This window comes from Synechococcus sp. A15-127 (assembly GCF_014280215.1).
GTDB lineage: Bacteria > Cyanobacteriota > Cyanobacteriia > PCC-6307 > Cyanobiaceae > Parasynechococcus.
Genome location: NZ_CP047948.1, coordinates 872,458 through 892,674 on the forward strand (window position 1 = coordinate 872,458; position 20,217 = coordinate 892,674).

Annotated in this window: 21 protein-coding genes and 2 tRNA genes; 14 read left to right on the forward strand and 9 right to left on the reverse strand. The window is 63.5% G+C overall.

Annotated features, from left to right (window positions below; translation table 11 throughout):
* Position 1: 1 nt before the first annotated feature.
* Both SynA15127_RS04445 and murA read right to left on the reverse strand, forming a co-directional pair.
* Positions 2-84, reverse strand: a tRNA-Leu gene (locus tag SynA15127_RS04445).
* Between the two features lie 43 nt (positions 85-127).
* On the reverse strand, positions 128-1,429 hold the full coding sequence (gene murA / locus SynA15127_RS04450; RefSeq protein ID WP_186485162.1) for a UDP-N-acetylglucosamine 1-carboxyvinyltransferase: 1,302 nt from the start codon (positions 1,427-1,429) through the stop codon (positions 128-130).
* Between the two features lie 158 nt (positions 1,430-1,587).
* Between murA and SynA15127_RS04455 the strand changes: the two genes are divergently transcribed.
* From SynA15127_RS04455 to SynA15127_RS04480, 6 genes are all read left to right on the forward strand, one after another.
* Positions 1,588-1,671 (forward strand) — tRNA-Leu (locus SynA15127_RS04455).
* Positions 1,672-1,705: 34 nt separating this feature from the next.
* Positions 1,706-1,954, forward strand: coding sequence for a hypothetical protein (locus SynA15127_RS04460; protein WP_186485163.1), 249 nt, complete (start codon positions 1,706-1,708; stop codon positions 1,952-1,954).
* A 74-nt stretch (positions 1,955-2,028) separates the two neighbouring features.
* On the forward strand, positions 2,029-2,841 hold the full coding sequence (locus tag SynA15127_RS04465; RefSeq protein WP_370594016.1) for a TrmH family RNA methyltransferase: 813 nt from the start codon (positions 2,029-2,031) through the stop codon (positions 2,839-2,841).
* On the forward strand, positions 2,838-4,280 hold the full coding sequence (gene lpdA / locus SynA15127_RS04470) for a dihydrolipoyl dehydrogenase (RefSeq protein ID WP_186485164.1): 1,443 nt from the start codon (positions 2,838-2,840) through the stop codon (positions 4,278-4,280). The genes SynA15127_RS04465 and lpdA overlap by 4 nt, the downstream gene beginning before the upstream one ends.
* 23 nt (positions 4,281-4,303) lie before the next feature.
* Entirely contained in the window at positions 4,304-5,188 is an 885-nt protein-coding gene (gene trpC, locus SynA15127_RS04475; RefSeq protein WP_186485165.1) for an indole-3-glycerol phosphate synthase TrpC, read from the forward strand.
* Positions 5,189-5,230: 42 nt separating this feature from the next.
* Complete coding sequence (locus SynA15127_RS04480) at positions 5,231-5,899, forward strand: hydantoin utilization protein A (RefSeq protein WP_186485166.1); 669 nt, start codon at positions 5,231-5,233, stop codon at positions 5,897-5,899.
* Between the two features lie 24 nt (positions 5,900-5,923).
* Here the strand turns inward: SynA15127_RS04480 and sodX are convergent, their stop codons facing one another.
* Genes sodX through SynA15127_RS04500 form a run of 4 tightly spaced genes read right to left on the reverse strand, consistent with a single transcriptional unit; the run spans position 5,924 to position 7,782 of the window.
* Positions 5,924-6,313, reverse strand: coding sequence for a nickel-type superoxide dismutase maturation protease (sodX, locus tag SynA15127_RS04485; protein WP_222930460.1), 390 nt, complete (start codon positions 6,311-6,313; stop codon positions 5,924-5,926).
* Positions 6,291-6,764, reverse strand: a complete 474-nt coding sequence (gene sodN, locus SynA15127_RS04490) for a superoxide dismutase, Ni (RefSeq protein ID WP_186485167.1) — start codon at positions 6,762-6,764, stop codon at positions 6,291-6,293. Before sodN ends, sodX begins: the two co-directional genes overlap by 23 nt.
* 42 nt (positions 6,765-6,806) lie before the next feature.
* Positions 6,807-7,415 carry an FKBP-type peptidyl-prolyl cis-trans isomerase gene (locus SynA15127_RS04495; protein WP_186485168.1) on the reverse strand — a complete coding sequence of 203 codons (609 nt, stop codon included), beginning with the start codon at positions 7,413-7,415 and terminating at the stop codon, positions 6,807-6,809.
* Positions 7,416-7,452: 37 nt separating this feature from the next.
* Positions 7,453-7,782 carry a phasin family protein gene (locus SynA15127_RS04500; RefSeq protein WP_043696164.1) on the reverse strand — a complete coding sequence of 110 codons (330 nt, stop codon included), beginning with the start codon at positions 7,780-7,782 and terminating at the stop codon, positions 7,453-7,455.
* Between the two features lie 53 nt (positions 7,783-7,835).
* Here SynA15127_RS04500 and SynA15127_RS04505 point away from each other — a divergent pair, with 53 nt between their 5' ends.
* Complete coding sequence (locus tag SynA15127_RS04505; protein ID WP_186485169.1) at positions 7,836-9,272, forward strand: apolipoprotein N-acyltransferase; 1,437 nt, start codon at positions 7,836-7,838, stop codon at positions 9,270-9,272.
* Here SynA15127_RS04505 and mnmA read toward each other — a convergent pair.
* Entirely contained in the window at positions 9,197-10,411 is a 1,215-nt protein-coding gene (gene mnmA / locus SynA15127_RS04510; protein WP_186485170.1) for a tRNA 2-thiouridine(34) synthase MnmA, read from the reverse strand. The two genes, SynA15127_RS04505 and mnmA, sit on opposite strands and share 76 nt — an antisense overlap.
* Before the next feature lie 327 nt (positions 10,412-10,738).
* Between mnmA and SynA15127_RS04515 the strand changes: the two genes are divergently transcribed.
* The gene (locus SynA15127_RS04515) at positions 10,739-11,680 is read left to right on the forward strand and encodes an RpoD/SigA family RNA polymerase sigma factor (RefSeq protein WP_186485171.1); all 942 of its coding nucleotides are present in this window, start codon (positions 10,739-10,741) and stop codon (positions 11,678-11,680) included.
* A gap of 29 nt (positions 11,681-11,709) precedes the next feature.
* Here the strand turns inward: SynA15127_RS04515 and pdhA are convergent, their stop codons facing one another.
* A complete protein-coding gene (pdhA, locus tag SynA15127_RS04520; protein ID WP_186485172.1) occupies positions 11,710-12,795 on the reverse strand; it encodes a pyruvate dehydrogenase (acetyl-transferring) E1 component subunit alpha in 1,086 nt (361 codons plus the stop codon).
* Between the two features lie 101 nt (positions 12,796-12,896).
* On the opposite strand from pdhA, the gene SynA15127_RS04525 reads away from it, so the two are divergent.
* The 5 genes from SynA15127_RS04525 to SynA15127_RS04545 all read left to right on the forward strand — a co-directional run bounded on the left by SynA15127_RS04525 (position 12,897) and on the right by SynA15127_RS04545 (position 18,619).
* The gene (locus SynA15127_RS04525; RefSeq protein ID WP_186485173.1) at positions 12,897-14,840 is read left to right on the forward strand and encodes an IMS domain-containing protein; all 1,944 of its coding nucleotides are present in this window, start codon (positions 12,897-12,899) and stop codon (positions 14,838-14,840) included.
* A 54-nt stretch (positions 14,841-14,894) separates the two neighbouring features.
* Complete coding sequence (ffh, locus tag SynA15127_RS04530; protein ID WP_186485174.1) at positions 14,895-16,325, forward strand: signal recognition particle protein; 1,431 nt, start codon at positions 14,895-14,897, stop codon at positions 16,323-16,325.
* An 81-nt stretch (positions 16,326-16,406) separates the two neighbouring features.
* A complete protein-coding gene (gene rpsP, locus SynA15127_RS04535) occupies positions 16,407-16,817 on the forward strand; it encodes a 30S ribosomal protein S16 (RefSeq protein WP_043697562.1) in 411 nt (136 codons plus the stop codon).
* Between the two features lie 7 nt (positions 16,818-16,824).
* Complete coding sequence (locus SynA15127_RS04540; RefSeq protein ID WP_186485175.1) at positions 16,825-17,820, forward strand: PhoH family protein; 996 nt, start codon at positions 16,825-16,827, stop codon at positions 17,818-17,820.
* 67 nt (positions 17,821-17,887) lie between these two features.
* Positions 17,888-18,619: a Bax inhibitor-1 family protein gene (locus SynA15127_RS04545; protein WP_043696182.1), complete on the forward strand. Its 732-nt coding sequence runs from the start codon at positions 17,888-17,890 to the stop codon at positions 18,617-18,619.
* Positions 18,620-18,675: 56 nt separating this feature from the next.
* Here SynA15127_RS04545 and SynA15127_RS04550 read toward each other — a convergent pair whose 3' ends face one another.
* Positions 18,676-19,197 (reverse strand): hypothetical protein, encoded by a 522-nt coding sequence (locus SynA15127_RS04550; RefSeq protein WP_186485176.1) that lies wholly within the window; start codon positions 19,195-19,197, stop codon positions 18,676-18,678.
* Between the two features lie 56 nt (positions 19,198-19,253).
* Between SynA15127_RS04550 and era the strand changes: the two genes are divergently transcribed.
* Positions 19,254-20,189, forward strand: a complete 936-nt coding sequence (gene era / locus SynA15127_RS04555) for a GTPase Era (protein WP_186485177.1) — start codon at positions 19,254-19,256, stop codon at positions 20,187-20,189.
* Positions 20,190-20,217: the final 28 nt, after the last annotated feature.

The following is a 20,217-nucleotide window of genomic DNA, read 5'->3' on the forward strand; positions in this document are numbered from 1 at the left end:
ATGGGAGCCGGGGGACTTGAACCCCCAAGACCAGTGGCCGGCTGATTTTGAGTCAGCTGCGTCTACCAATTCCGCCAGGCTCCCCTGAGAGGAATTGTATGGACTGACTCAGCCTTGATCGATCAAGTCAGGAGGCCTGGCGTGAAATGACAGCTCCAACCCCGTTGAGTTTGGCTTCGATGTCGTCGTATCCGCGGTCCAGATGCTGAAGTCCGCTGACCTTGCTGGTGCCATCGGCCGCGAGGCCGGCCAGCACCATGGCTGCTGACGCTCTCAGATCGCTTCCCTTCACGGGAGCCGCACTCAACCTGAACACCCCCTCAACGATCGCGGTGTTGCCGTCCACCCGGATCGAGGCTCCCATCCGCTGCAGTTCCCCCACGTGTTGCATGCGGTTCTCGTAGATCCGCTCGGTGATCACGCTCGTTCCGCGAGCCGTCGTCATCAGGGCCATGAAGGGTGCCTGAAGATCGGTCGGGAAGCCGGGGAAGGGCTGTGTGGTGATGTCGACGGCCGTGATCTCCTTCGGCGTGATCGTGATCCCTGTGGCGTCGATGTCCAGATTGCAGCCGCAGTCGCGAAGTTTCTGGAGAACAGCGTTTAGGTGGTCGGGAACCACAGGCTCGACCCGCAGCCTGGAACGGGTGATGGCGGCAGCCATCAGAAAGGTGCCGGCCTCGATGCGGTCAGGGATCACCGGATAATCCAGGCAGCCGTGCAGCGACTCCACACCCTCCACCGTGATCACGGGGCTACCGGCGCCGCTGACTTTGGCGCCCATGCGATTGAGCAGGTTGGCCAGGTCCTGGACTTCAGGCTCTTGGGCCACGTTCTCGATCGTGCTGATGCCCTCGGCCAGCACTGCGGCCATGAGGATGGTTTCTGTGGCGCCGACGCTTGGGCAGTCCAGGATGATCGAAGCGCCCTTGAGGCGTTTGTTCGGGCCAGGCACGTTGGCGTGAATGATCCCGTGCTCAACCCGGATCACGGCACCAAGAGCTTTCAGCCCCCGGATGTGCTCCACCACAGGACGGGCTCCGATGCGACAGCCTCCAGGCAGGGGCACCTTGGCTTGTCCGAGGCGGCCCAGCAGGGGGCCGATGCTGAAGAAGCTGGCCCGGAGGCTGTTGACCAGTTCATAGGGGGGTTTGGAACTGGACAGAACGGCTGCGTTGAGTCGGACGCGATCGGCCTGACGCTCCACCTTCACCCCGAGGGACGCGAGGATGTCACTCATCCCGCCGATATCCGTCAGGTCCGGGACATTGCACAGCTCAAGCGTGTCGGCGGTCAGAAGGCTGGCCGTCATCAGCACAAGGGCGGAATTCTTGGCTCCGCTGACCCGGATGGTTCCCCCTAAGGAATGTCCACCTGTAACAGTGAGATGCGGCTTGAGAATCTCTTGAGACACGATTGCCGCAGCCGTCATTTCTATTAATTTCTTGATTACGGGCGCATTTTTGCAAGCACTCTTGAGACCGTCTAGACGGCCGGAGTTGAAACTGGTTGTTGCCTTCGCGCCTGTCGCTCGGGAGCCCTGATCGCCGATGCCGTATGGTCGTCCTGTCGCCTGAGCGACAAACGCCAGCGGATGTGGCGGAATTGGTAGACGCGCTAGTTTCAGGTACTAGTGGTGGCAACATCGTGGGAGTTCAAGTCTCCCCATCCGCACTAGCTTGTCGGTTACGAGGCACCTACCGACTTCATGATTGTTCTGAAGATCTCCAACGCATCCGAGGTCGTCGCTTCCAAGGTGGGTCGTTTCCTGGAACGCCTGACTCCCGATTCCATCGACAACGCCGCAGTCGAGGATCAGGTGATACAGAAGCTGGTTGAGAATCTCGCTGCCGAAGGTCTCAAAGGCGAGATCGCTGCGATCAATGGGCTCGACCTCAGCGGCGACGATCTCTCGGTTCATAAAGGTCTGAAAGTGCGGAAGCACAGCAACTTCTGACCAGGACCACGGTCATTCCATCCACCGAGTCCGGGGCATCCGTTTCCCTGATCAGCAGCCGCCGGAATCCGCTCGTGAAACGGCTCCGGAGCCTGACCACGCGTCAGGGGCGAGAGCAGCAGGGTCTGCTGTTGCTGGAAGGGACTCATCTGTTGCAGGAACTGCTTCGTCTTGGCCGAAGTCCGCTGGAGATCGTGGCCACGGAACGCTGGTGGGGGATCCACGCCGATCTGGAACAGCGCCTCGATCCCACCGTCCAGCGCCAGTGCGTCACGCAATCCGTCCTGCAGGCAGCCCTCACCACCGTGACTCCCGACGGGGTGGCCTGTCTGGCACCGCTCTCCATGCTCCCCCGGCCTCCCTCCGCCCCGGATCTGATGCTGGTGCTGGATCGGGTCCAGGATCCAGGCAATCTCGGAACGCTCCTGCGCACGGCGCTCGCCGCTGATGTACAGCTGGCATGGCTCGGCTCAGGTGTTGACCCCCTCAGCCCGAAGGTGCTGAGGGCTTCCGCAGGGGCTCTGCTGCAAATCCCTCACCATCGTTTCGGGCCCGATGAACAGGCTGCGCTGGATCAGCTCGAAGCACGGCTGATGCAGCTGGCCGTGGCCGGCATTCAGGTGGTGGCCACGCTGGTGCCGGATGCGGCAGGCACCTGTCGCCCCATCCCTTACTGGCAACTGGATTGGACCCGTCCAACGGCGTTGGTGCTGGGAACGGAAGGAGCAGGCCTGCATCCAAGGCTTCAGGCCTGCTGCACCCATGCCGTCACCCTTCCCCACAGCGATCGGGTGGAGTCTCTGAATGTCGCCGCCGCCGCTGTCCCCCTGCTCCTGGAGCGCCGAAGGGCGACAATGACCGCCACAACATCGCAGCAGTCCGGGTGAGCGACGCCAGTTTCGATTTCGACGTCATCGTCATCGGCGCCGGCTACGGCGGTTTCGATGCTGCGAAGCATGCTGCGGAGCATGGCCTCAAGACCGCGATTATCGAATCGCGTGACATGGGTGGCACCTGCGTGAACCGGGGGTGTGTGCCCTCCAAGGCATTGCTGGCGGCCAGCGGCAAGGTGCGTGAGCTGGCCGATGATCAGCACCTGGCAAGTTTCGGCATCCACGCCGCGCCAGTGCGCTTTGAGCGGCAGAAGATCGCTGACCATGCCAATCAGCTGGTGCAGACGATCCGCACCAACCTCACCAAGTCGCTGGAACGGGTGGGCGTCACGATCCTGCGCGGTCATGGTCGCCTGGAAGGATCCCAGCGGGTCGGTCTGCGCGAGCCGAGCGGCGTGGATCGGATGCTGCGAGCTCGCGACGTGATCCTGGCCACCGGCTCGGACCCCTTTGTCCCGCCCGGTATCGAGACCGATGGCCGCACGGTGTTCACCAGTGATGAGGCGATCAATCTGGAGTGGCTGCCGCGCTGGATCGCCATCATCGGCAGCGGCTACATCGGCCTGGAGTTCGCCGATGTGTACACCGCCCTCGGTTGCGAAGTGACGATGATCGAGGCTCTGGATCGGGTGATGCCCACCTTTGATCCGGACATCGCCAAGATCGCCGGTCGCCATCTGATCGATGGCCGCGACATCGATGCCCGATCCGGGGTCCTTGCGAGCAAGGTGACGCCGGGTTGTCCGGTGCGGATCGAACTGGCGGATTTCTCCAGTCGGGAGTTTGTGGAGACTCTTGAGGTGGATGCGGTTCTGGTGGCGACCGGGCGGGTGCCGAGCAGCAAAGGGCTCAACCTCGAGTCTCTCGGCGTCGAGACCAACCGTGGTTTCGTGCCGATCGACGACGGAATGCGGGTGCTGGTGAACGATCAACCGGTGCCCCATCTCTGGGCTGTCGGCGACGTGACCGGCAAATTGATGCTGGCGCACACGGCGGCTGCTCAGGGCACGGTCGCCGTTGACAACATCCTCGGCCACAGCCGCCAGATCGATTACCGCAGCATTCCGGCGGCCACCTTCACCCATCCTGAGATCAGCTCGGTCGGCCTCACCGAAGCGGACGCCAAGGAGCTTGCGGCGAAGGAAGGCTTTCAGCTCGGAGCGGTGCGCAGCTACTTCAAGGCCAATTCCAAGGCTCTGGCTGAGCTGGAGAGTGATGGCCTGATGAAGCTTCTGTTCAACAAGGCCAGCGGCGAGGTGCTGGGGGCTCACATCTACGGTCTACACGCCGCCGATCTGATTCAGGAAGTGGCCAATGCCGTGGCCCGTCGCCAGAGCGTGCGTCAGCTGTCCACCGAAGTGCACACCCACCCAACGCTCAGCGAGGTGGTGGAAGTGGCCTACAAGCAGGCCGCAGGTCAGCTCGTCTCCTGAATCGATCACCCTTTACCTGAACCATGGAGATCCGTCGTCGTCCCCCCAATCCGAAGGTGCGCGTGGCGCATCTGGAATACGCCGTTCCGCACGATGAGCAGGAACCCAGGCACATCCTGGAGAAAATCGTCTGGGCCAAGGACCGTGAGGTCGATGCGGCGCGTGAGCGGGTCCCCCTGGAGAACCTCAAGCGTCAGATCGACGAGCTGCCTCCCACGCGCGACTTCATCGCTGCCCTGCGTTCCGCTCCGGTGCTGCCGGCCGTCATCGCTGAGGTGAAGAAGGCCAGTCCAAGCAAGGGAGTGATCAGGGAAAACTTCGACCCCGTGGCCATCGCCCGGGCCTACGCAGCCGGAGGTGCCAGCTGTCTTTCCGTGCTCACCGATAAGACCTTCTTCCAGGGCGGCTTTGATGTGCTGGTGGAGGTGCGACAGGCGGTGGATCTGCCCCTGCTTTGCAAGGAGTTCGTTCTCAGCCCTTACCAGTTGTTCCAGGCCCGTGCGGCTGGCGCCGATGCCGTGCTGCTGATCGCCGCGATTCTCACGGACCAGGATCTCCGCTATCTGCGGAAAGCCGCCGCCAGTCTTGGCCTGGACGTTCTGGTGGAGGTTCACGATGCCGGTGAGCTGGAGAGGGTGCTGACCCTCGGTGAATTCCCGCTGATCGGAATCAACAACAGGGATCTCACCAGCTTCGAGACGGATCTGACGACCACCGAGCGACTGACCGAAGACTTTCGACCTCGTCTTCAGCAGCAGCAGGCTCTGCTGGTGAGTGAATCCGGCCTCTTCAGCCGCTCTGATCTCGATCGGGTCCAGGCAGCCGGTGCAGGAGCCGTGCTGGTGGGGGAGGCGTTGATGCGTCAGCAGGACGTGCAGATGGCTCTGACCACGCTGATCGGTGGCTAGATCCGACCGGTCCTGCAGAATCAACGTCTTCGGAGCAGTGCAGTGCTGATCAGCGTCCTCACCGGTTTCGCCGCCGGTGCTGTTCACGTGGTCGGTGGAGCCGACCACCTCGTGGCCATGGCTCCGTTCTCCCTGCGGAAGCCCCTGCCGGCCTTGCGGGCCGGTCTGGCCTGGGGGGCCGGCCACTCCGTCGGAGTGGTGGTAATGGCGCTGATCGCGATCGGAATCAAGGATCTGGCCCATGTGAAGGCGATGTCTGCCTGGGCGGAGTTCCTGGTGGGCGTGGCTCTGCTGGTGGTCGGTGGCATGGCGGTGCGAACCGCCTTCGGTCTGGAACTGCACAGCCATGAACACCACCACGAAGGTGACGAAATCCACCAGCACCTGCACCTGCATGTGCGGGGTCAGAGCAACCACCGCCGGCATGCCCATGCCGCGTCAGGACTGGGGCTTCTGCACGGTCTGGCGGGGGCCAGTCATCTGCTGGCTGTGATTCCGGCTCTGGCCCTTCCACCTCTCGGTGCCGCGACCTATCTGCTGTCGTATCTCTGCGGCTCGATGGCAGCGATGCTCGCCGTTGTGGCTGTGGTCTCCTTCCTCACCCTGCGCAGCGGCGCCAGGCTTCTGCCCCTCCTGGTCGGAGGCACCGGTGCACTCTCCATCCTTACGGGTGTCTTCTGGTTGCACCGCACGTCAGCGGCGATGTTCTGAAGGTGGCGTTCCGAGCGGCGTCGCTCAGCGCACCACAGACGTCACCTCGCCGATCAGCAGCCGAGAGGGGACAACTCCGAACTGGCGGCTGTCCGTGCTTGCCACAGAGTTGTCACCGAGCAGGACAAGACCCCCGTCCTGGACGTCCGCTAACCGCTTGATGATCCGGGTCGCGGGTCGATCAGGATGGCGTGCCACAACGATCGCGCCGAGGGCTGGAAGCGTCGCCCTGGCCTGCCTCGGCGTGATCAGAACCAGGTCACCGGGAACCAGGGTCGGTGCCATGGAAAAGCCGTCGACACGCATGTGACGACGGCGAAACAAAAACAGGGCAAGCAGATCGCTGAGAGCTGCTTGCGGAGGAGGCTGGCCGATCTGAGGCTGAATGGGCTCAGGAGGCTGTGACCCAGGCATCGCTGCGGCCCTTGGACTGCCAGAACATGCCGTGGATTTTCTCCACAGCTGCCATCAGTTCCTCGGCTTTGGCCTGATCGATGTTCACCTTGCAGGCGCTGCAGAGCTTGGCTGCCTTCCAGAAGGTGTCGTGCAGGTCAGGGAAGGTGGCCAGGTGGTCGGGCTTGAAATAGTCCGTCCAGAGAATCAGCAGCTCCTTCTTGGTCTTCTGGGCCTCCTCTTCCTTAATGGCCACGTAACGACCGAAGGTGTTGTTGAACGCGGCCAGGGCGGCGGCGTCGCCGGCAGAGGGTGCCTCCAGGCCCTTCAACTTCTTGGTCATAGACAGCACCGCTTCGGCTGCCACACGGGCAGAGGCGGGGTCGTAAACACCACAGGGGCCGTCGCAGTGAGCCTCGACAACAGGGGCGGGAAGGGCACTGACGAGGGCGGTTAGTGCCGAGCGCAGCATCGGATAAGAGTGGATTTGACTTGACCAAAGCCTAACTGCCACTCACTTCCTCACGTCGAGCAGCTCGACCTCGAAGATCAGCGTCGCGTTGGGGGGAATCACGCCTCCGGCGCCGCGGTTTCCATAGGCAAGATCAGGCGGAATCACGAGTTTGCGCTTGCCGCCAACCTTCATCCCGGCCACGCCTTCATCCCAGCCCTTGATCACCCTGCCGGCTCCCAGAGGAAAGCTGAAGGGGCCGCGCCCGTAGCTGCTGTCGAACTCTTTGCCGCTCTCCAGCGTGCCGCGGTAGTTGACGACCACTGTCTGTCCGGGAGCCGCCTCTGCGCCGCTCCCGATCTCCAGTTCGGTGATGCTCAGTCCGCTGGTGGTCAGGCGGGTGTCGGGGCTCTCCAGGGGACCACCCAGAGCGGAAGCGTCGGCGAGGGTGTCGTCGGGTGCCATGGCGAAAAGCGTCGGGTTGGGGTCGTCCGGATCGAGTTCGAAGCCTGGGCTGGTTCTGGCTTTGGCCGTGCTGGGCCCGGAACTGATCTCAGACGAAACAGCAGCGTTGACGGTTGCGTTGACGGTCGAGGGCGCCACCAGCTGGCTGACAAGGGCCAGCAGCAGACAGAGAACGCAGACGGTGGAACTGATCAGGATGTCGCGCACTGGAACCGGTTCGGACCGACTGATTCTGCCCTCTGGTTCATTCCACCCGGTTCAGCTGACGCAGCTGCTGTTCGAGTCGATCGATGCGACCTCGCAGTTCATCGAGTTCCTTCTGGCTTGCCACACCGATGTCCTGGAGGAGGTTGTCGCGGTTGCGCTCCAGTTTGCGTTCCGCCTGCTCCTCCAATTCCGGTGTCTCCCCCCGCAGCGCCTTCATGACGTCGTCCACGAGGGCTGAGGCCTGGTTCGGATCCAGTCGTCCGCTGCTGACCCAGGCCTGGCTGACCCCGCGCAGCCGATCAGCCACCAGGCTGGTGGTGCCGAGGCCACGGAGCAGCAGTTGCTGGAGCGGATTGGCAGCGTCCATCCGAGGGCGGTGAGACTCCAGGACAGGATGCCTCTGACCGGACAACCGTGACCATGGGAGATCACCGATCCCAGCCCTGGCTGCAGGCGCTCTCCGGTGGAGTTCTGGCCGGCCTGGCTCCGGCCGGTCTGGGTCCCCTGCTGATGATCCCAGGCCTGGCGCTGCTCTGGTCCATCGCGGAGCGTCCTCGCCTGGCGGCCCTCTGGGGTGCTGTGGCGGTTCTGATCAGCCATCGCTGGCTGCTGTCCCTGCACCCGCTCACCTGGATGGGGGTGCCGTCTCTGCTCAGTCTTCCCGTTGCCGTGGCGATCTGGATGGTCTGTGCTGCCTCTGCGGCGGTGCTGGTGGGCCTCTGGTCGCTGCTGGCGCGCTGGTCCGGAACGCCGGTGCTGCTGCTCGCAGCGGTCTGGGGGGTCGCTGAGGTGATGCTGGCCGCTGGTCCACTGTTCTGGATCGGGGTCGGTGGCAGCACCCTGCCTTTGGATCGTCCTCTGGCGGGCCTCTCCCGTTGGATCGGAGCCGGCGGACTGGCGACCCTCCAGCTGCTCTGGGGATGGGCAGCCTGCCGCCTGTGGCGCCGGAGTCCGGGACGGCGGCGTCTGGCTGTGATCACCATCGCCAGCGTGCTGCTGGCCCATGGCCTCGGGGGCCTGCTGCTGAGGGGTGCCGCCACGGGCCAACCGGCGTCGGCGCCGGAGCTCCTGCGGATGGCGGCCTGGCAGCCGGCCATCCCCACCCGAGAGAAGTTCACGCCGGAGCGCCGGCAGCAGTTCCCATCAGCACTGCAGAGGGCTCTGGCGGAGGCCGATGAGCTCGGTGCCGGACTGCTGGTGGCACCGGAAGGCACGCTCCCGGTTGGTTGGACGCTCCCCGATGCCGCTCCACTGCCGTTGCTGAGTGGTGGCTTCCGCTGGGAGTTGGGCCAGCAGCGCAGCAGCCTGCTGCTGCTGGAGCCAGGGGGGGGCGAACCCCTCCCCCTGCTCGACAAGCATCGGCTTGTTCCGCTGGGGGAATGGCTTCCACCGCTGCCACTGGGGCTCACCGCCGGACTCTCCGCGGTGGGCGGCCTGCATCCGGGAACACCATCCCGTGCCCTGGCGGGTTTTCAGCCGGCTGGAGCGGCAGCGATCTGCTACGAGATCAGCGACGGTCGGGCGCTGGCGGCAGCCTCCGCGGAAGGGGCGCACTGGCTGCTGGCAGTCGCCAATCTCGATCCCTATCCACCATTGCTGCAGCGCCAGTTCACGGCTCTCGGGCAGCTGCGGGCCCTTGAGAATGACCGGGATCTCCTGAGTGTTGCGAACACCGGTCCCACCGTTCTGATCAGGGCGGATGGCCGGGTCCATCCGTTATTGCCTCCGCTTCAGGAAGGGGTGGCCCTGGCGGAGCTGCGGCCGCGTGCGTCAACGACCCTCTACGCCCGCTGGAGGGATGTGGTGCTGCTGCCGCTGTTGGTGGTCGGCATGCTGCGGCTGCTGGCATCACGCTGAATCAGTCCTCCGCCCAGCACCACGTCGCCGTCGTAGAAGACAGCGGCCTGGCCTGGGGTGATCGAGAACTGCGCCTCGTTGAACTCCACGGTGCAGCGATACGGACGGCCCCTGGCGTGGTCCGCCTCGGTGGCTTCAAGCGTAGAGATCCGGGCCTGCACCGGCTCGCTGCGGTAGCGCACCTGAACCTCCACGTTGAGGGGGGCTGTCGGGGGATCGATCGACACCCAGTTCACCGCCCCGACCGGGCAGGAGCCACAACCGGCTTCCGCCCTGGGCGCCACCACGACGCGATTCATGGCCGGATCGAGTCGGATCACATGCAGGGGTTCAGACCAGGCAACTCCGAGGCCCTTGCGCTGGCCGATCGTGAAATGTTCGATCCCGTCGTGCTGGCCCACCACCGTGCCGTCGGCGAGAACGATCTCTCCGTCCCTTGGTGGCAGGTAGGCATCGAGGAAAGCCCGCATGGAGCCGTGATGCTCCGCCAGGCAGAGGTCCTGACTTTCCGGCTTGTCAGCGGTGCGCAGTCCGAAGCGTGCCGCTTCCAGCCGTGTATCCGGCTTGGTCAGTTCCCCGAGCGGAAAGACGATGCGCCCGAGCAGCTCCTGATCGAGGTCGTAGAGGAAGTAGCTCTGGTCCTTGTGAGAGTCGAGGCCGCGCAGCAGCTGGTGGCGTCCGCTCTCGCCACCGTGGCGGATTCGGGCGTAGTGCCCGGTGGCGATGCGCGGCAGCCCCCGTTCCTCGCGGGCCCACGCGAGCATCGGTCCGAATTTCACCGAGCGGTTGCACTGGGAGCAGGGCAGTGGCGTGATGCCGTCCCGGTAGCCGTCGACGAGGCGTCCGACGATTTCCCGCTGAAATGTGTCGCGGCTGTCCACGACATGGTGTGGAATCCCGAGCTGGCTGCAGATGCCGGCGGCATCGACCAGCCCTTCGGCGCAGCACGATCCCTTGCCACTCATCAACCAGAGCGTCAGACCCTCAACGGTCCAACCGGCCTCCACCAGAAGAGCTGCAGTCAGTGAGCTGTCCACTCCTCCGGAGAGTCCGACGGCGACACGGTGATCACCCGGCCACTGCCGCAGACGCTCCAGGGCTGCCTGACCGGCAGGAGTGGAGCTGAGACCGGAGGACATCGGCGCGATTGGGCGTGATTCCAGTCTGAACTGCCACCGGCAAGCCATCCATCCGGGGTGGTCATGAATTGCCTGCAGGTGAAAACAGTGAATGTCAGCAAAACCAGATGTCAGGCGGGCGCGGTTCTGGACTGAGCTGCTTCACGTGAGACGCCAGCATTGCCAACGTTTTTTGGTTGGTACGAATCGAATATTTTTTACAATGTTCGTTGTCAAAGATTTTGAATGTTTCGATTTGCTGGCCCGAATCTGAAAGGTTGCTGAAATCACCGCGCCATTTGCTCTGCCCATAAGAAAGTCATTCCCATCACATCTCTGACGAGGGACATGGTTTCTACCGCCCCAAGGCCTGCAGAGACGCAGCGCCGTCGCAGCAGCGATCCGGTCAGTTGGTACCTGGCGACTATCGGTCGGATTCCTCTGCTCACCCCGGCTGAGGAGATCGAACTGGGCAACCAGGTTCAGAAAATGATGGAGCTCACGGAAGACGGTTCGAAGTCTTTCGACGAAAGCGCTCTGACCACTCAGCAGCGCCGAATGATTCGCATCGGTCGGCGGGCGAAGGAAAGAATGATGAAAGCCAATCTTCGGCTTGTTGTCAGCGTCGCGAAAAAATACCAAGGCAAAGGTCTTGAACTGCTTGACCTGATTCAGGAAGGATCTCTAGGTCTTGAGCGAGCGGTTGAGAAATTTGACCCCACCCGTGGGTACAAATTTTCCACCTATGCCTTCTGGTGGATCCGTCAGAGCATGACGCGCGCCATCGCCTGTCAGTCCAGAACGATCCGTCTGCCTGTCCACCTCAGCGAGCGCCTCACCGCCATTCGCAAGGTCAGCCTTGATCTGGCTCACAAACTCGGCGCGATGCCCAACCGGGTCGAGATCGCGGAAGCGATGGACATCCCTCTCGATGAGCTCGATTCCTTGCTTCGCCAGGCGCTCACCACCAGCAGCCTTGATGCCCCGGTGAACGGAGAGGAAGGTCGCAGCTTCCTCGGTGATCTGATCGCCGACTCCTCACTCGATGAGCCCCTGGACATCGTTGAGCAGCGGATTCACCACGAACAGCTGGGTCGCTGGCTCAGCCATCTCAGTGATCAGGAACAGCATGTTCTGAGACTTCGTTTCGGTCTCGAGGGCAATGAGCGCCACACGCTCGCAGAGATTGGCCGCTTGATGGAAGTGTCACGGGAGCGGGTGCGTCAGGTGGAACTGAAAGCACTCCGCAAACTCCGCAATCTCACCCGACGCCTGCCCAGCGGCATCTGATCAAGGTGGAGAACGTCTGGGCGGGGTTTTCAGTCCTCAGCCCAGATGTAACGGGTCAGTTCCGAGGGATCGGGCTCCGGAGCCGAGAGGGCGAAGTCCACACAGTCTTCGACCACGGCATCGATTTCTTTCTCGATCGCTCGCAGTTCATCGCTCTGGACCAGCCCAGCGCCGCTGAGGTCACGTTCCAGCGCTTTAAGCGGATCACGCTCGGCCCAGAACTGTTTCTCCTGCTCCGAACGCAGCTCGTCGGGGTCAGCAAGGGAGTGGCCGCGGAATCGGTAGGTGAGGCACTCGAGCAGAGTCGGTCCCTCGCCTGCTCGGGCTCGTTCGATGGCTCGCTGAGCTGCCGCTCGAACGGCCAGCACATCCATGCCGTCCACCTCTTCTCCAGCCATGCCGAAGGCTCCGGCCTTGCGCCAGATCTCAGGGTCACTGGTGGCCCGGTCATGAGCCATGCCGATCGCCCACTTGTTGTTCTCAACGACGAAAAGGATCGGCAGCTTCCAAAGCTGGGCCATGTTCAGGCATTCAAAGAACTGGCCGTTGTTGCAGGTGCCGTCACCGAAAAATGCTGCGGTGACCGCGTTGCTTGAGGAGTCACCGAGGGCGTCGCGCCGGTAGCGACTGGTGAAGGCCGATCCGAGGGCAACCGGAATGCCTTCGGCGATGAAGGCGAAGCCTCCGAGCAGATGATGTTCCTTGGAGAACAGGTGCATCGAGCCTCCCCGGCCCTTGCTGCAACCCGTTTCCTTCCCGAACAGTTCACTCATCACCTGCCGTGCCGGCACTCCGGCGCTCAAGGCATGGACGTGATCCCGGTAGGTGCTGCAGAACCAGTCGTGCTGACGCTTCATCGCACCGATGACGCCGGTGCTGACAGCTTCCTGACCGTTGTAGAGATGCACGAACCCGAACATCTTGCCCCGGTAGTACATCTCGGCGCACTTGTCTTCGAAACGCCGACCGAGGGTCATGTCTCGATAAAGCTCAAGGCCGGTCTCACGGTCGACGCTGGCTCGCTGAGCCGTGACCAGTGAGGAGAGACGCTCAGCATGAGGACCGGCGGCCGCTGAGGTGATCGGAGCGGACTCGACCGCGAGGTCCTGACCCATGCCCTTCAAGACAACAGAGACCAACTGTAAGGGCCAACGGATGAGAAATAGGCAAAATCCCAGACACTGACTAAAGTTCGCAGCTATTGCGTGCGCTGGTGGTGGACCTGCCCATCGATCATTTCCGACTGCTGGGCGTCAGTCCTTCCTCGGATGCTCAGGCCATTCTTCGCAAGCTTCAGAGTCGTTGCGATCACCCGCCGGATCAGGGATTCACCCACGAGGTGCTGCAGCAGCGTCAGGTCCTGCTGCAGCGATCCGCGGACCTGCTGACGGATCAGGAGCGACGGGAGGAGTACGAAGCAGCGTTGCTGCAGCTCAGTGAGACGCACCCGGATGGAACCGTCGGTCTCGATCTGGCCTCCAGCAGTGAGGTGGCGGGACTGATCCTGCTGTGGGAGGCCCGGGCCTCCCATGAAGCCTTCCAGTTGGCGCGTCAGGGGCTGCAACCACCGCAGGCACCAGCGCTTGGCAGTGGGCGTGAAGCCGACCTCACCCTGCTGGCAGCTCTCGCCTGTTGTGATGCGGCGGCGGAAGACCGGGAGTTGCGCCGTTATGAGGTGGCCGCCGGGTTGCTGCAGGAGGGGATTGAGCTCCAGCAGCGGATGGGCAAGCTTCCTGATCAACAGGCCAAGCTCGAGCAGGCACTTCAGGCCCTGCATCCTTATCGGGTTCTTGACCTGCTCAGTCGTGATCTCAGCGATCAGCAGGCCCATCTGCGAGGTCTCGCTCTGCTCAATCAGCTGGTCAGCGAGCGCGGCGGTCTCGAGGGGGAAGCTGCGGACGCCGGCACGGCGCAGCTGGCACAGTCGGATTTCGAGACCTTCTTCCAGCAGATCCGCCGCTTTCTGACGGTTCAGGAGCAGATTGATCTGTTCGGCAGCTGGTACGAACAGGGCTCCGAGGAGGCGGGATGTCTGGTGGTGTTCGCGTTGACGGCCGCAGGCTTCACCCGCCGCAAGCCCGAGCTGTTGGAGCAGGCCCGGGAACAGCTGGTGTTGCTGAAAACACCGGATCTCGATCCCATGCCGCTGCATGGCTGCATCGATCTGCTTCTGGGTGATGTGGCGGAGGCAGCTCTGCGCTTCGGCAGTTTGCGCGACCCCGACCTGAAGGACTGGTTCGCAGACCATCCCGGCGATGAGCTCGCTGCTCAATGCGATTACTGCCGCGTCTGGCTGGAGCGGGACGTCCTTCCCGGTTACCGCGATGTCGAACCGGCCGGGGTTGACCTGGATGCCTGGTTCGCCGATCGCGATGTGCAGGCGTATGTGGACCGATTGGATCGCCAGGCCGCCCGTCAGGAGGAGAGTCCCACCGGCTCCGGAATGCCTGACTGGCTGCCGCTGCTTGATCGTCCTGTCTCCGAGTTTCCGGAGGAGGACAGCGTCCCGGCTGGGGAGCCGGAGTCGGTGACACCTGCCTGGACCCGGCAGTTGCCCCTTGGGACGATGTCACGCATCGCCGGTGCGGTGGTGGCCGCCCTGGTGATCGCTCTTGTGGTTCAGGCCCTGATGCGACAGCGAACCAGCAGTCCCAGGTCGGAACCCACGCCCATTCCTGTGATGCCGGCGGAACCTCAGGCTGAGCCCTCCGCACCGCAGGCGACCCTGAAGCCTGAGAAGGGAACCGTCTCCGCACTTCAGCCGCTGACGGCTGATCAACCGACGGACGATCAACTTCAGGCCCTGGTGCAGGCCTGGCTGGATGGCAAGGCCAGCGCCCTTGCCGGCAGCGGAGATCCTGCTCGCGATCTGGCGTCCATCGCTCGCGAACGTCTGGTGGAGCGGGTGCGGGCTGAACAGGCGGCTGATGCCGCGGCCGGCCGCAGCAAGCTGATCGAGGCCTCCGTGACCGCTGTGGGTCCGGTGAACCGTGCACCTCAGCGGATCGCCGTTGGGGCCCAGGTTGCCTACGCCGACAAGACCCTGGGTGGAGACGGGCAGGTGCTGGAGCAGACGGAGCCCAGAACTCTCTCCCTCACCTATGTCTTCGGAAGGGACGGCAAGGAGTGGAAACTGCACGATTACATCCCCGGTCGCTGAACCGGGGAGCATCGCTTTTTACGATCACTGCACTGAGCCTGATGGCTGCCCACGATGTTTGACGAGCTATCGGCCCGTTTTGAGGATGCGGTCAAGGGGCTGAAAGGCCAGGACAAGATCAGCGAAACCAACGTCGAGGGGGCGTTGAAGGACGTGCGTCGCGCCCTGCTCGAGGCGGATGTGAGCCTGCCGGTGGTGAAGGATTTCGTCGCTGAGGTGCGTGAGAGGGCTGTCGGCGCCGAGGTGGTGCGCGGCGTCAGCCCGGATCAGAAGTTCATCCAGGTGGTGCACGAACAGCTGGTGGAGGTGATGGGCGGCGATAACGCTCCGCTGGCGAAGGCGACTGAGGCACCGACGGTCGTGCTGATGGCAGGCCTGCAGGGGGCCGGCAAGACGACCGCCACCGCGAAGTTGGGCCTTCATCTCAAGGATCAGGGCCGTCGGGCCTTGATGGTGGGGGCTGATGTCTATCGACCTGCTGCCATCGACCAGCTGAAGACGCTGGGCGCACAGATCGATGTCGAGGTGTTCAGCCTCGGTTCAGATGCCAAGCCGGAAGACATTGCTGCTGCCGGTCTGGAGAAAGCGAGGCAGGAGGGCTTCGACACGTTGCTGGTCGATACCGCAGGTCGCCTGCAGATCGACACCGACATGATGGAAGAGATGGTGCGGATCCGCACCGCGGTGCAGCCGGATGAGGTGCTGCTCGTGGTCGACTCGATGATCGGCCAGGAGGCGGCCGAACTCACCCGATCGTTCCACGAGCAGGTGGGCATCACGGGTGCCGTGCTCACCAAGCTCGATGGTGATTCCCGCGGTGGAGCGGCGCTGTCGATCCGCAAGGTGAGCGGTCAGCCGATCAAGTTCATTGGCACCGGCGAGAAGGTGGAGGCTCTTCAGCCGTTTCATCCGGAACGGATGGCCAGCCGCATCCTCGGCATGGGCGATGTGCTCACGCTGGTGGAGAAGGCCCAGAAGGAGGTTGAGCTCGCTGATGTCGAGCAGATGCAGAAGAAGCTGCAGGAGGCGACGTTTGACTTCTCGGATTTTGTGAAGCAGATGCGCTTGATCAAGCGCATGGGATCGCTGGGTGGCCTGATGAAAATGATCCCGGGCATGAACAAGATCGATGACGGCATGCTCAAGCAGGGTGAGCAGCAGCTGAAGCGGATCGAGTCGATGATCGGTTCGATGACCCAGCAGGAGCGGGAAAATCCCGATCTGTTGGCTAGTCAGCCCTCAAGACGACGACGGATCGCCAGCGGCAGCGGTCATCAGTCCGCTGATGTGGACAAGGTGCTGGCGGATTTTCAGAAGATGCGCGGCTTCATGCAGCAGATGAGCCAGGGCAACATGCCCGGCATGGGTGGAATGCCCGGAATGGGCGGCATGCCCGGTATGGGGGGGATGCCCGGCGGCAGGCGCGCTGCCTCTCCGAAGCGTCAGAAGCCCGCCAAGAAGAGAAAAGGCTTCGGGGCTCTCTGATCGGCCACCCGGTATGTTGGTTGTTTGGCAGGAATTGCAGCGCTGCCTGAATCCACACCACTCCTCAACACCAGGGCCACGATGATCAAGCTCCGCCTGAAGCGGTTCGGCAAGAAGCGGGAAGCGAGCTTCCGCCTCGTGGCCTGCAACAGCACGTCTCGCCGTGATGGCCGCCCGCTCGAGGAGCTCGGTTTCTACAACCCCCGCACCAAGGAAACACGCCTCGATACGGAAGCCATCCGTGAGCGTCTTGGCCAGGGAGCTCAGCCCACCGATGTGGTCCGCACCCTGCTGGAGCGCGGTGGTCTGATTGAGAAGTCCATTCGTCCGGCCGAGACCGTCGGCAAGGCCAAGCAGGCAGCTGCACGGGATGCAGCTGTGAAGCAGGCCGCCAAGGAGGCTGCCGAGGCCAAGGCTGCTGCTGAGGCAGAGGCTGCCGCCGCTGCGTCCTCCGAGGGTGAATCCAGCGAAGGCGAGCCCACCGAAAGCTGATTCTCCGGTGACCGTCAGCGGCGAGCGCAGCCGTTTCATTCTGGATCTTCCCGATCCTGAAGCAGCCCTTGCCCTGGCGGGGGAGGCGGAATCAACCCTGCATCGCCTGGAGTCCCTCACTGGCGCATCCCTCGTTCTGCGTGGGTTGCAGCTGGTGATCACAGGACGCTCTGCGCAACTGGAGCGTGCCGCTGCCGTTGTCGAGCTGGTGCGGCCGATCTGGCAGCAAGGCCAGGCGGTTTCCTCGGTGGACCTGCAGGCGGCGCTCGGGGCCCTGGAGGCCGGCCGCGGCGATGACCATGCCGCCATGGGTGAGCAGGTACTGGCCCGCAGTCAGACCGGTGGACTGCTGAGGCCTCGCACGCTTCGCCAGAAGCAGTACGTGGATGCGATGGAGCGCCACGATCTCACCTTTGCCCTTGGGCCCGCCGGCACCGGCAAGACCTTTCTGGCCGCGGTGCTCGCGGTGCGGATGCTCACGGAGCGCAGGGTGGAGCGCTTGGTGCTGACACGCCCAGCGGTGGAGGCGGGGGAACGCCTGGGATTTCTGCCAGGTGACCTGCAGCAGAAGGTGGATCCTTACCTGCGCCCGCTGTACGACGCTCTGCATTCCCTGCTTGGCCCCGAAAAGACAGCCACGCTTCTGGAGAAGGGAGTGATCGAGGTGGCCCCTCTGGCCTACATGCGAGGACGCACCCTCAGCGATGCCTTCGTCATTCTCGATGAGGCCCAGAACACGACACCGGCCCAGATGCGCATGGTGCTCACCCGGCTCGGTGAACGGTCCCGCATGGTGGTGACCGGGGACATCACCCAGGTCGATCTGCCGTCCGGTCAGCTCAGCGGATTGCTGGAGGCCTCCGAGGTTCTGGAAGGCGTCGATGGGGTTGCCGTCTGCCGGCTCACGTCATCGGATGTGGTGCGCCACCCCCTGGTGCAGCGGGTTGTGGAGGCTTATGCCCGTCGTGATGTCGCCCCTGCGTCACGGCACGTGCATCGATAGGGGGATCCGCACCTCAGACCATTGCCAGCACTGTCAAAGTGATGGGAGTGATTGGTGTCCGGTCGACATGCCAGCCAGCAGCAATTTCCAGCAGGCCATCCGCGAGGCGCAGTCCAGCGCCCTGGTCGGCCCCAATGTCGTGAACAAGGCCCTCCCCTACGTCGGCGGCGGCATGGTGCTGACCTCCGTCGGAGTGATCGGCGGGTTATCGATGATGTCTTCGCCGATGTTCATGCCCCTCTTCTGGGTGGCGATCATCGGCAATCTGATCCTGTTCTTCGTCGCCCAGAACGTGGCGATGAAGGGCAACAACGCCACAGCGTTACCGCTGCTATCGGTTTACAGCCTGATCACCGGTTTCACCCTCAGTGGACTGGTGGCGCTTGCGGGAGCCGTCGCTGGTGTCGGTGCCGTCGGAACTGCGGCACTGGCCACCGGTATCACGTTCGTGATCGCGTCGATCGTTGGACGTCGCATGAGTGACAGCGTCGGTCAGGCGCTCTCCGGGGTGGTCGGCCTTGGATTGATCGGTCTGATCCTGGCGATGGTGGTGCAGTTCATCGGAGGGATTTTTGCCCCTGAGATGTTCCATGGCACCAGCTTCGAACTGATGATCGCCGGCTTCGGCACGGTGCTGTTCGTCGGAGCCGCTTTCGTCGACTTCTACACGATGCCGCGCACCTACCGGGATGACCAATATCTGGCCGGTGCCCTCAGCATGTATCTGACTTACATCAATCTGTTCATCTTCATCCTGCGCCTGATCATCGTTCTCAACGGCGGCAGCCGTCGCGACTGACCATCCCCCGAAGCACAGGTTGTGAATCTCAGAAACCCCGGTTGATCCGGGGTTTTTCATGGGTCGGCGACGTCGTACACGCTGGTGCTGATCGCGTGCCTCTGTTCGGCGTCGTAGCCCCACCTCTCCAGGAAGCTGACGTCATCGCCCCGGTTGTCGAGCGCGGCCTCAAGCAGCTGTTCGAGCCGTTCCTTCACGTCTGCCGGCTCCAGCTGCCGTAGCAGTTCGGTGCAGCGAGCTGTCACCCGCTCAGAACCCGCCTGCTGCGCTGCATCTCCCTGGCGTCGGTGATGCAGTGCCATGGCGCTGCTCATCGCCAGGTTGCGAACGGTCAGATCCACCACGCCGGCACCGCCGGCCCGCAGCTGCCCCACCACCGGATCGGGCAGCCGATCCATCAGGGCGCTGTCGCCGGCCAGGCTCACCACGAAAAATCCCCTGGCACCATCGCGGCTCGCGATGATCTCGCCGACGCGGTCCGCCAGCACTTCATCGCTGATTTCCTCGTTCTCCCACTGCTGCAGCCAGGTGGCGGTGATCTCCATCGCCTGCTGGAAGGTGGGTGCGCTGCTTGCCATGACCAGGTGACACTCCAGGGAGCAGGCTATGGGGTTCATCCCCGGCACCCGACCGCATGACCCTCGCCACCCCGGAGGATTTCCGTTCAGGGTTCGTTGCACTCATCGGACGCCCCAACGTGGGCAAATCCACCTTGGTGAACAGGATGGTGGGGGAGAAGGTGGCGATCACCTCCCCCGTGGCGCAGACCACACGCAACCGCCTGCGGGCGATCGTCACCACGGATGCCGCGCAGTTGGTGCTGGTGGACACCCCGGGCATTCACAAGCCGCATCATCTGCTCGGGGAGCGGCTGGTGCAGAGCGCCCGCAGTGCCATCGGTGAGGTGGACCTTGTGCTGCTGTTGCTGGAGGGGTGCGAACGGCCCGGCCGCGGCGACGCGTTCATCGTCAATCTGCTGCGTGAGCAGCGCTTGCCGGTGCTGGTGGCCCTCAACAAATGGGATCGGGTTCCCGATGGTCAGGAGGACTCAGCCGAGCAGACGTACCGGGATCTGCTCACGGGCACCGACTGGCCGCTGCATCGCTGCAGCGCACTGGAGGGTGATGGCTGCGGGGATCTCGCGACGGCGATGGCGGGTTGTTTGCCGAAGGGTCCGCTGCTGTACCCGCCTGAGATGGTCTGTGATCAGCCGGAGCGGGTGCTGCTGGCGGAACTGATCCGCGAGCAGGTGTTGCTGCAGACCCGAGAGGAGGTGCCCCACAGTGTCGCCGTCATGATCGATCGGGTCGAGGAGATGCCTGCTCAGGCCAAGGGGCAGGGCCGAACGGCGGTGCTGGCCACGGTCCTGGTGGAGCGCAAGAGTCAGAAAGGCATCCTCATCGGTAAGGGGGGCTCCATGCTGAAGACCATCGGTCAGGGAGCCCGTCTGCAGATGCAGACGCTCATCGATGGTCCGGTGTATCTGGAGCTGTTCGTGAAGGTGGTGCCTGATTGGCGCAGCAAACCGCAACGGCTCAATGAGCTTGGCTACGGCGATCAGGGCAGCTGATCAGTCCTGGCGTCGACCTAGTCTCCGG

Bases quoted from the DNA above. Each gene is read 5' to 3' on its own strand.
- pdhA (WP_186485172.1), bottom strand. From the start codon at position 12,795: ATGGGTCAGGACCTCGCGGTCGAGTCCGCTCCGATCACCTCAGCGGCC.
- SynA15127_RS04550 (WP_186485176.1), bottom strand. From the start codon at position 19,197: ATGGCAAGCAGCGCACCCACCTTCCAGCAGGCGATGGAGATCACCGCC.
- SynA15127_RS04545 (WP_043696182.1), top strand. From the start codon at position 17,888: ATGCCAGCCAGCAGCAATTTCCAGCAGGCCATCCGCGAGGCGCAGTCC.
- trpC (WP_186485165.1), top strand. From the start codon at position 4,304: ATGGAGATCCGTCGTCGTCCCCCCAATCCGAAGGTGCGCGTGGCGCAT.
- sodN (WP_186485167.1), bottom strand. From the start codon at position 6,764: ATGCTGCGCTCGGCACTAACCGCCCTCGTCAGTGCCCTTCCCGCCCCT.
- SynA15127_RS04505 (WP_186485169.1), top strand. From the start codon at position 7,836: ATGGGAGATCACCGATCCCAGCCCTGGCTGCAGGCGCTCTCCGGTGGA.
- SynA15127_RS04500 (WP_043696164.1), bottom strand. From the start codon at position 7,782: ATGGACGCTGCCAATCCGCTCCAGCAACTGCTGCTCCGTGGCCTCGGC.
- SynA15127_RS04460 (WP_186485163.1), top strand. From the start codon at position 1,706: ATGATTGTTCTGAAGATCTCCAACGCATCCGAGGTCGTCGCTTCCAAG.
- era (WP_186485177.1), top strand. From the start codon at position 19,254: ATGACCCTCGCCACCCCGGAGGATTTCCGTTCAGGGTTCGTTGCACTC.
- ffh (WP_186485174.1), top strand. From the start codon at position 14,895: ATGTTTGACGAGCTATCGGCCCGTTTTGAGGATGCGGTCAAGGGGCTG.
- SynA15127_RS04515 (WP_186485171.1), top strand. From the start codon at position 10,739: ATGGTTTCTACCGCCCCAAGGCCTGCAGAGACGCAGCGCCGTCGCAGC.
- murA (WP_186485162.1), bottom strand. From the start codon at position 1,429: ATGACGGCTGCGGCAATCGTGTCTCAAGAGATTCTCAAGCCGCATCTC.
- sodX (WP_222930460.1), bottom strand. From the start codon at position 6,313: ATGCCTGGGTCACAGCCTCCTGAGCCCATTCAGCCTCAGATCGGCCAG.
- rpsP (WP_043697562.1), top strand. From the start codon at position 16,407: ATGATCAAGCTCCGCCTGAAGCGGTTCGGCAAGAAGCGGGAAGCGAGC.
- mnmA (WP_186485170.1), bottom strand. From the start codon at position 10,411: ATGTCCTCCGGTCTCAGCTCCACTCCTGCCGGTCAGGCAGCCCTGGAG.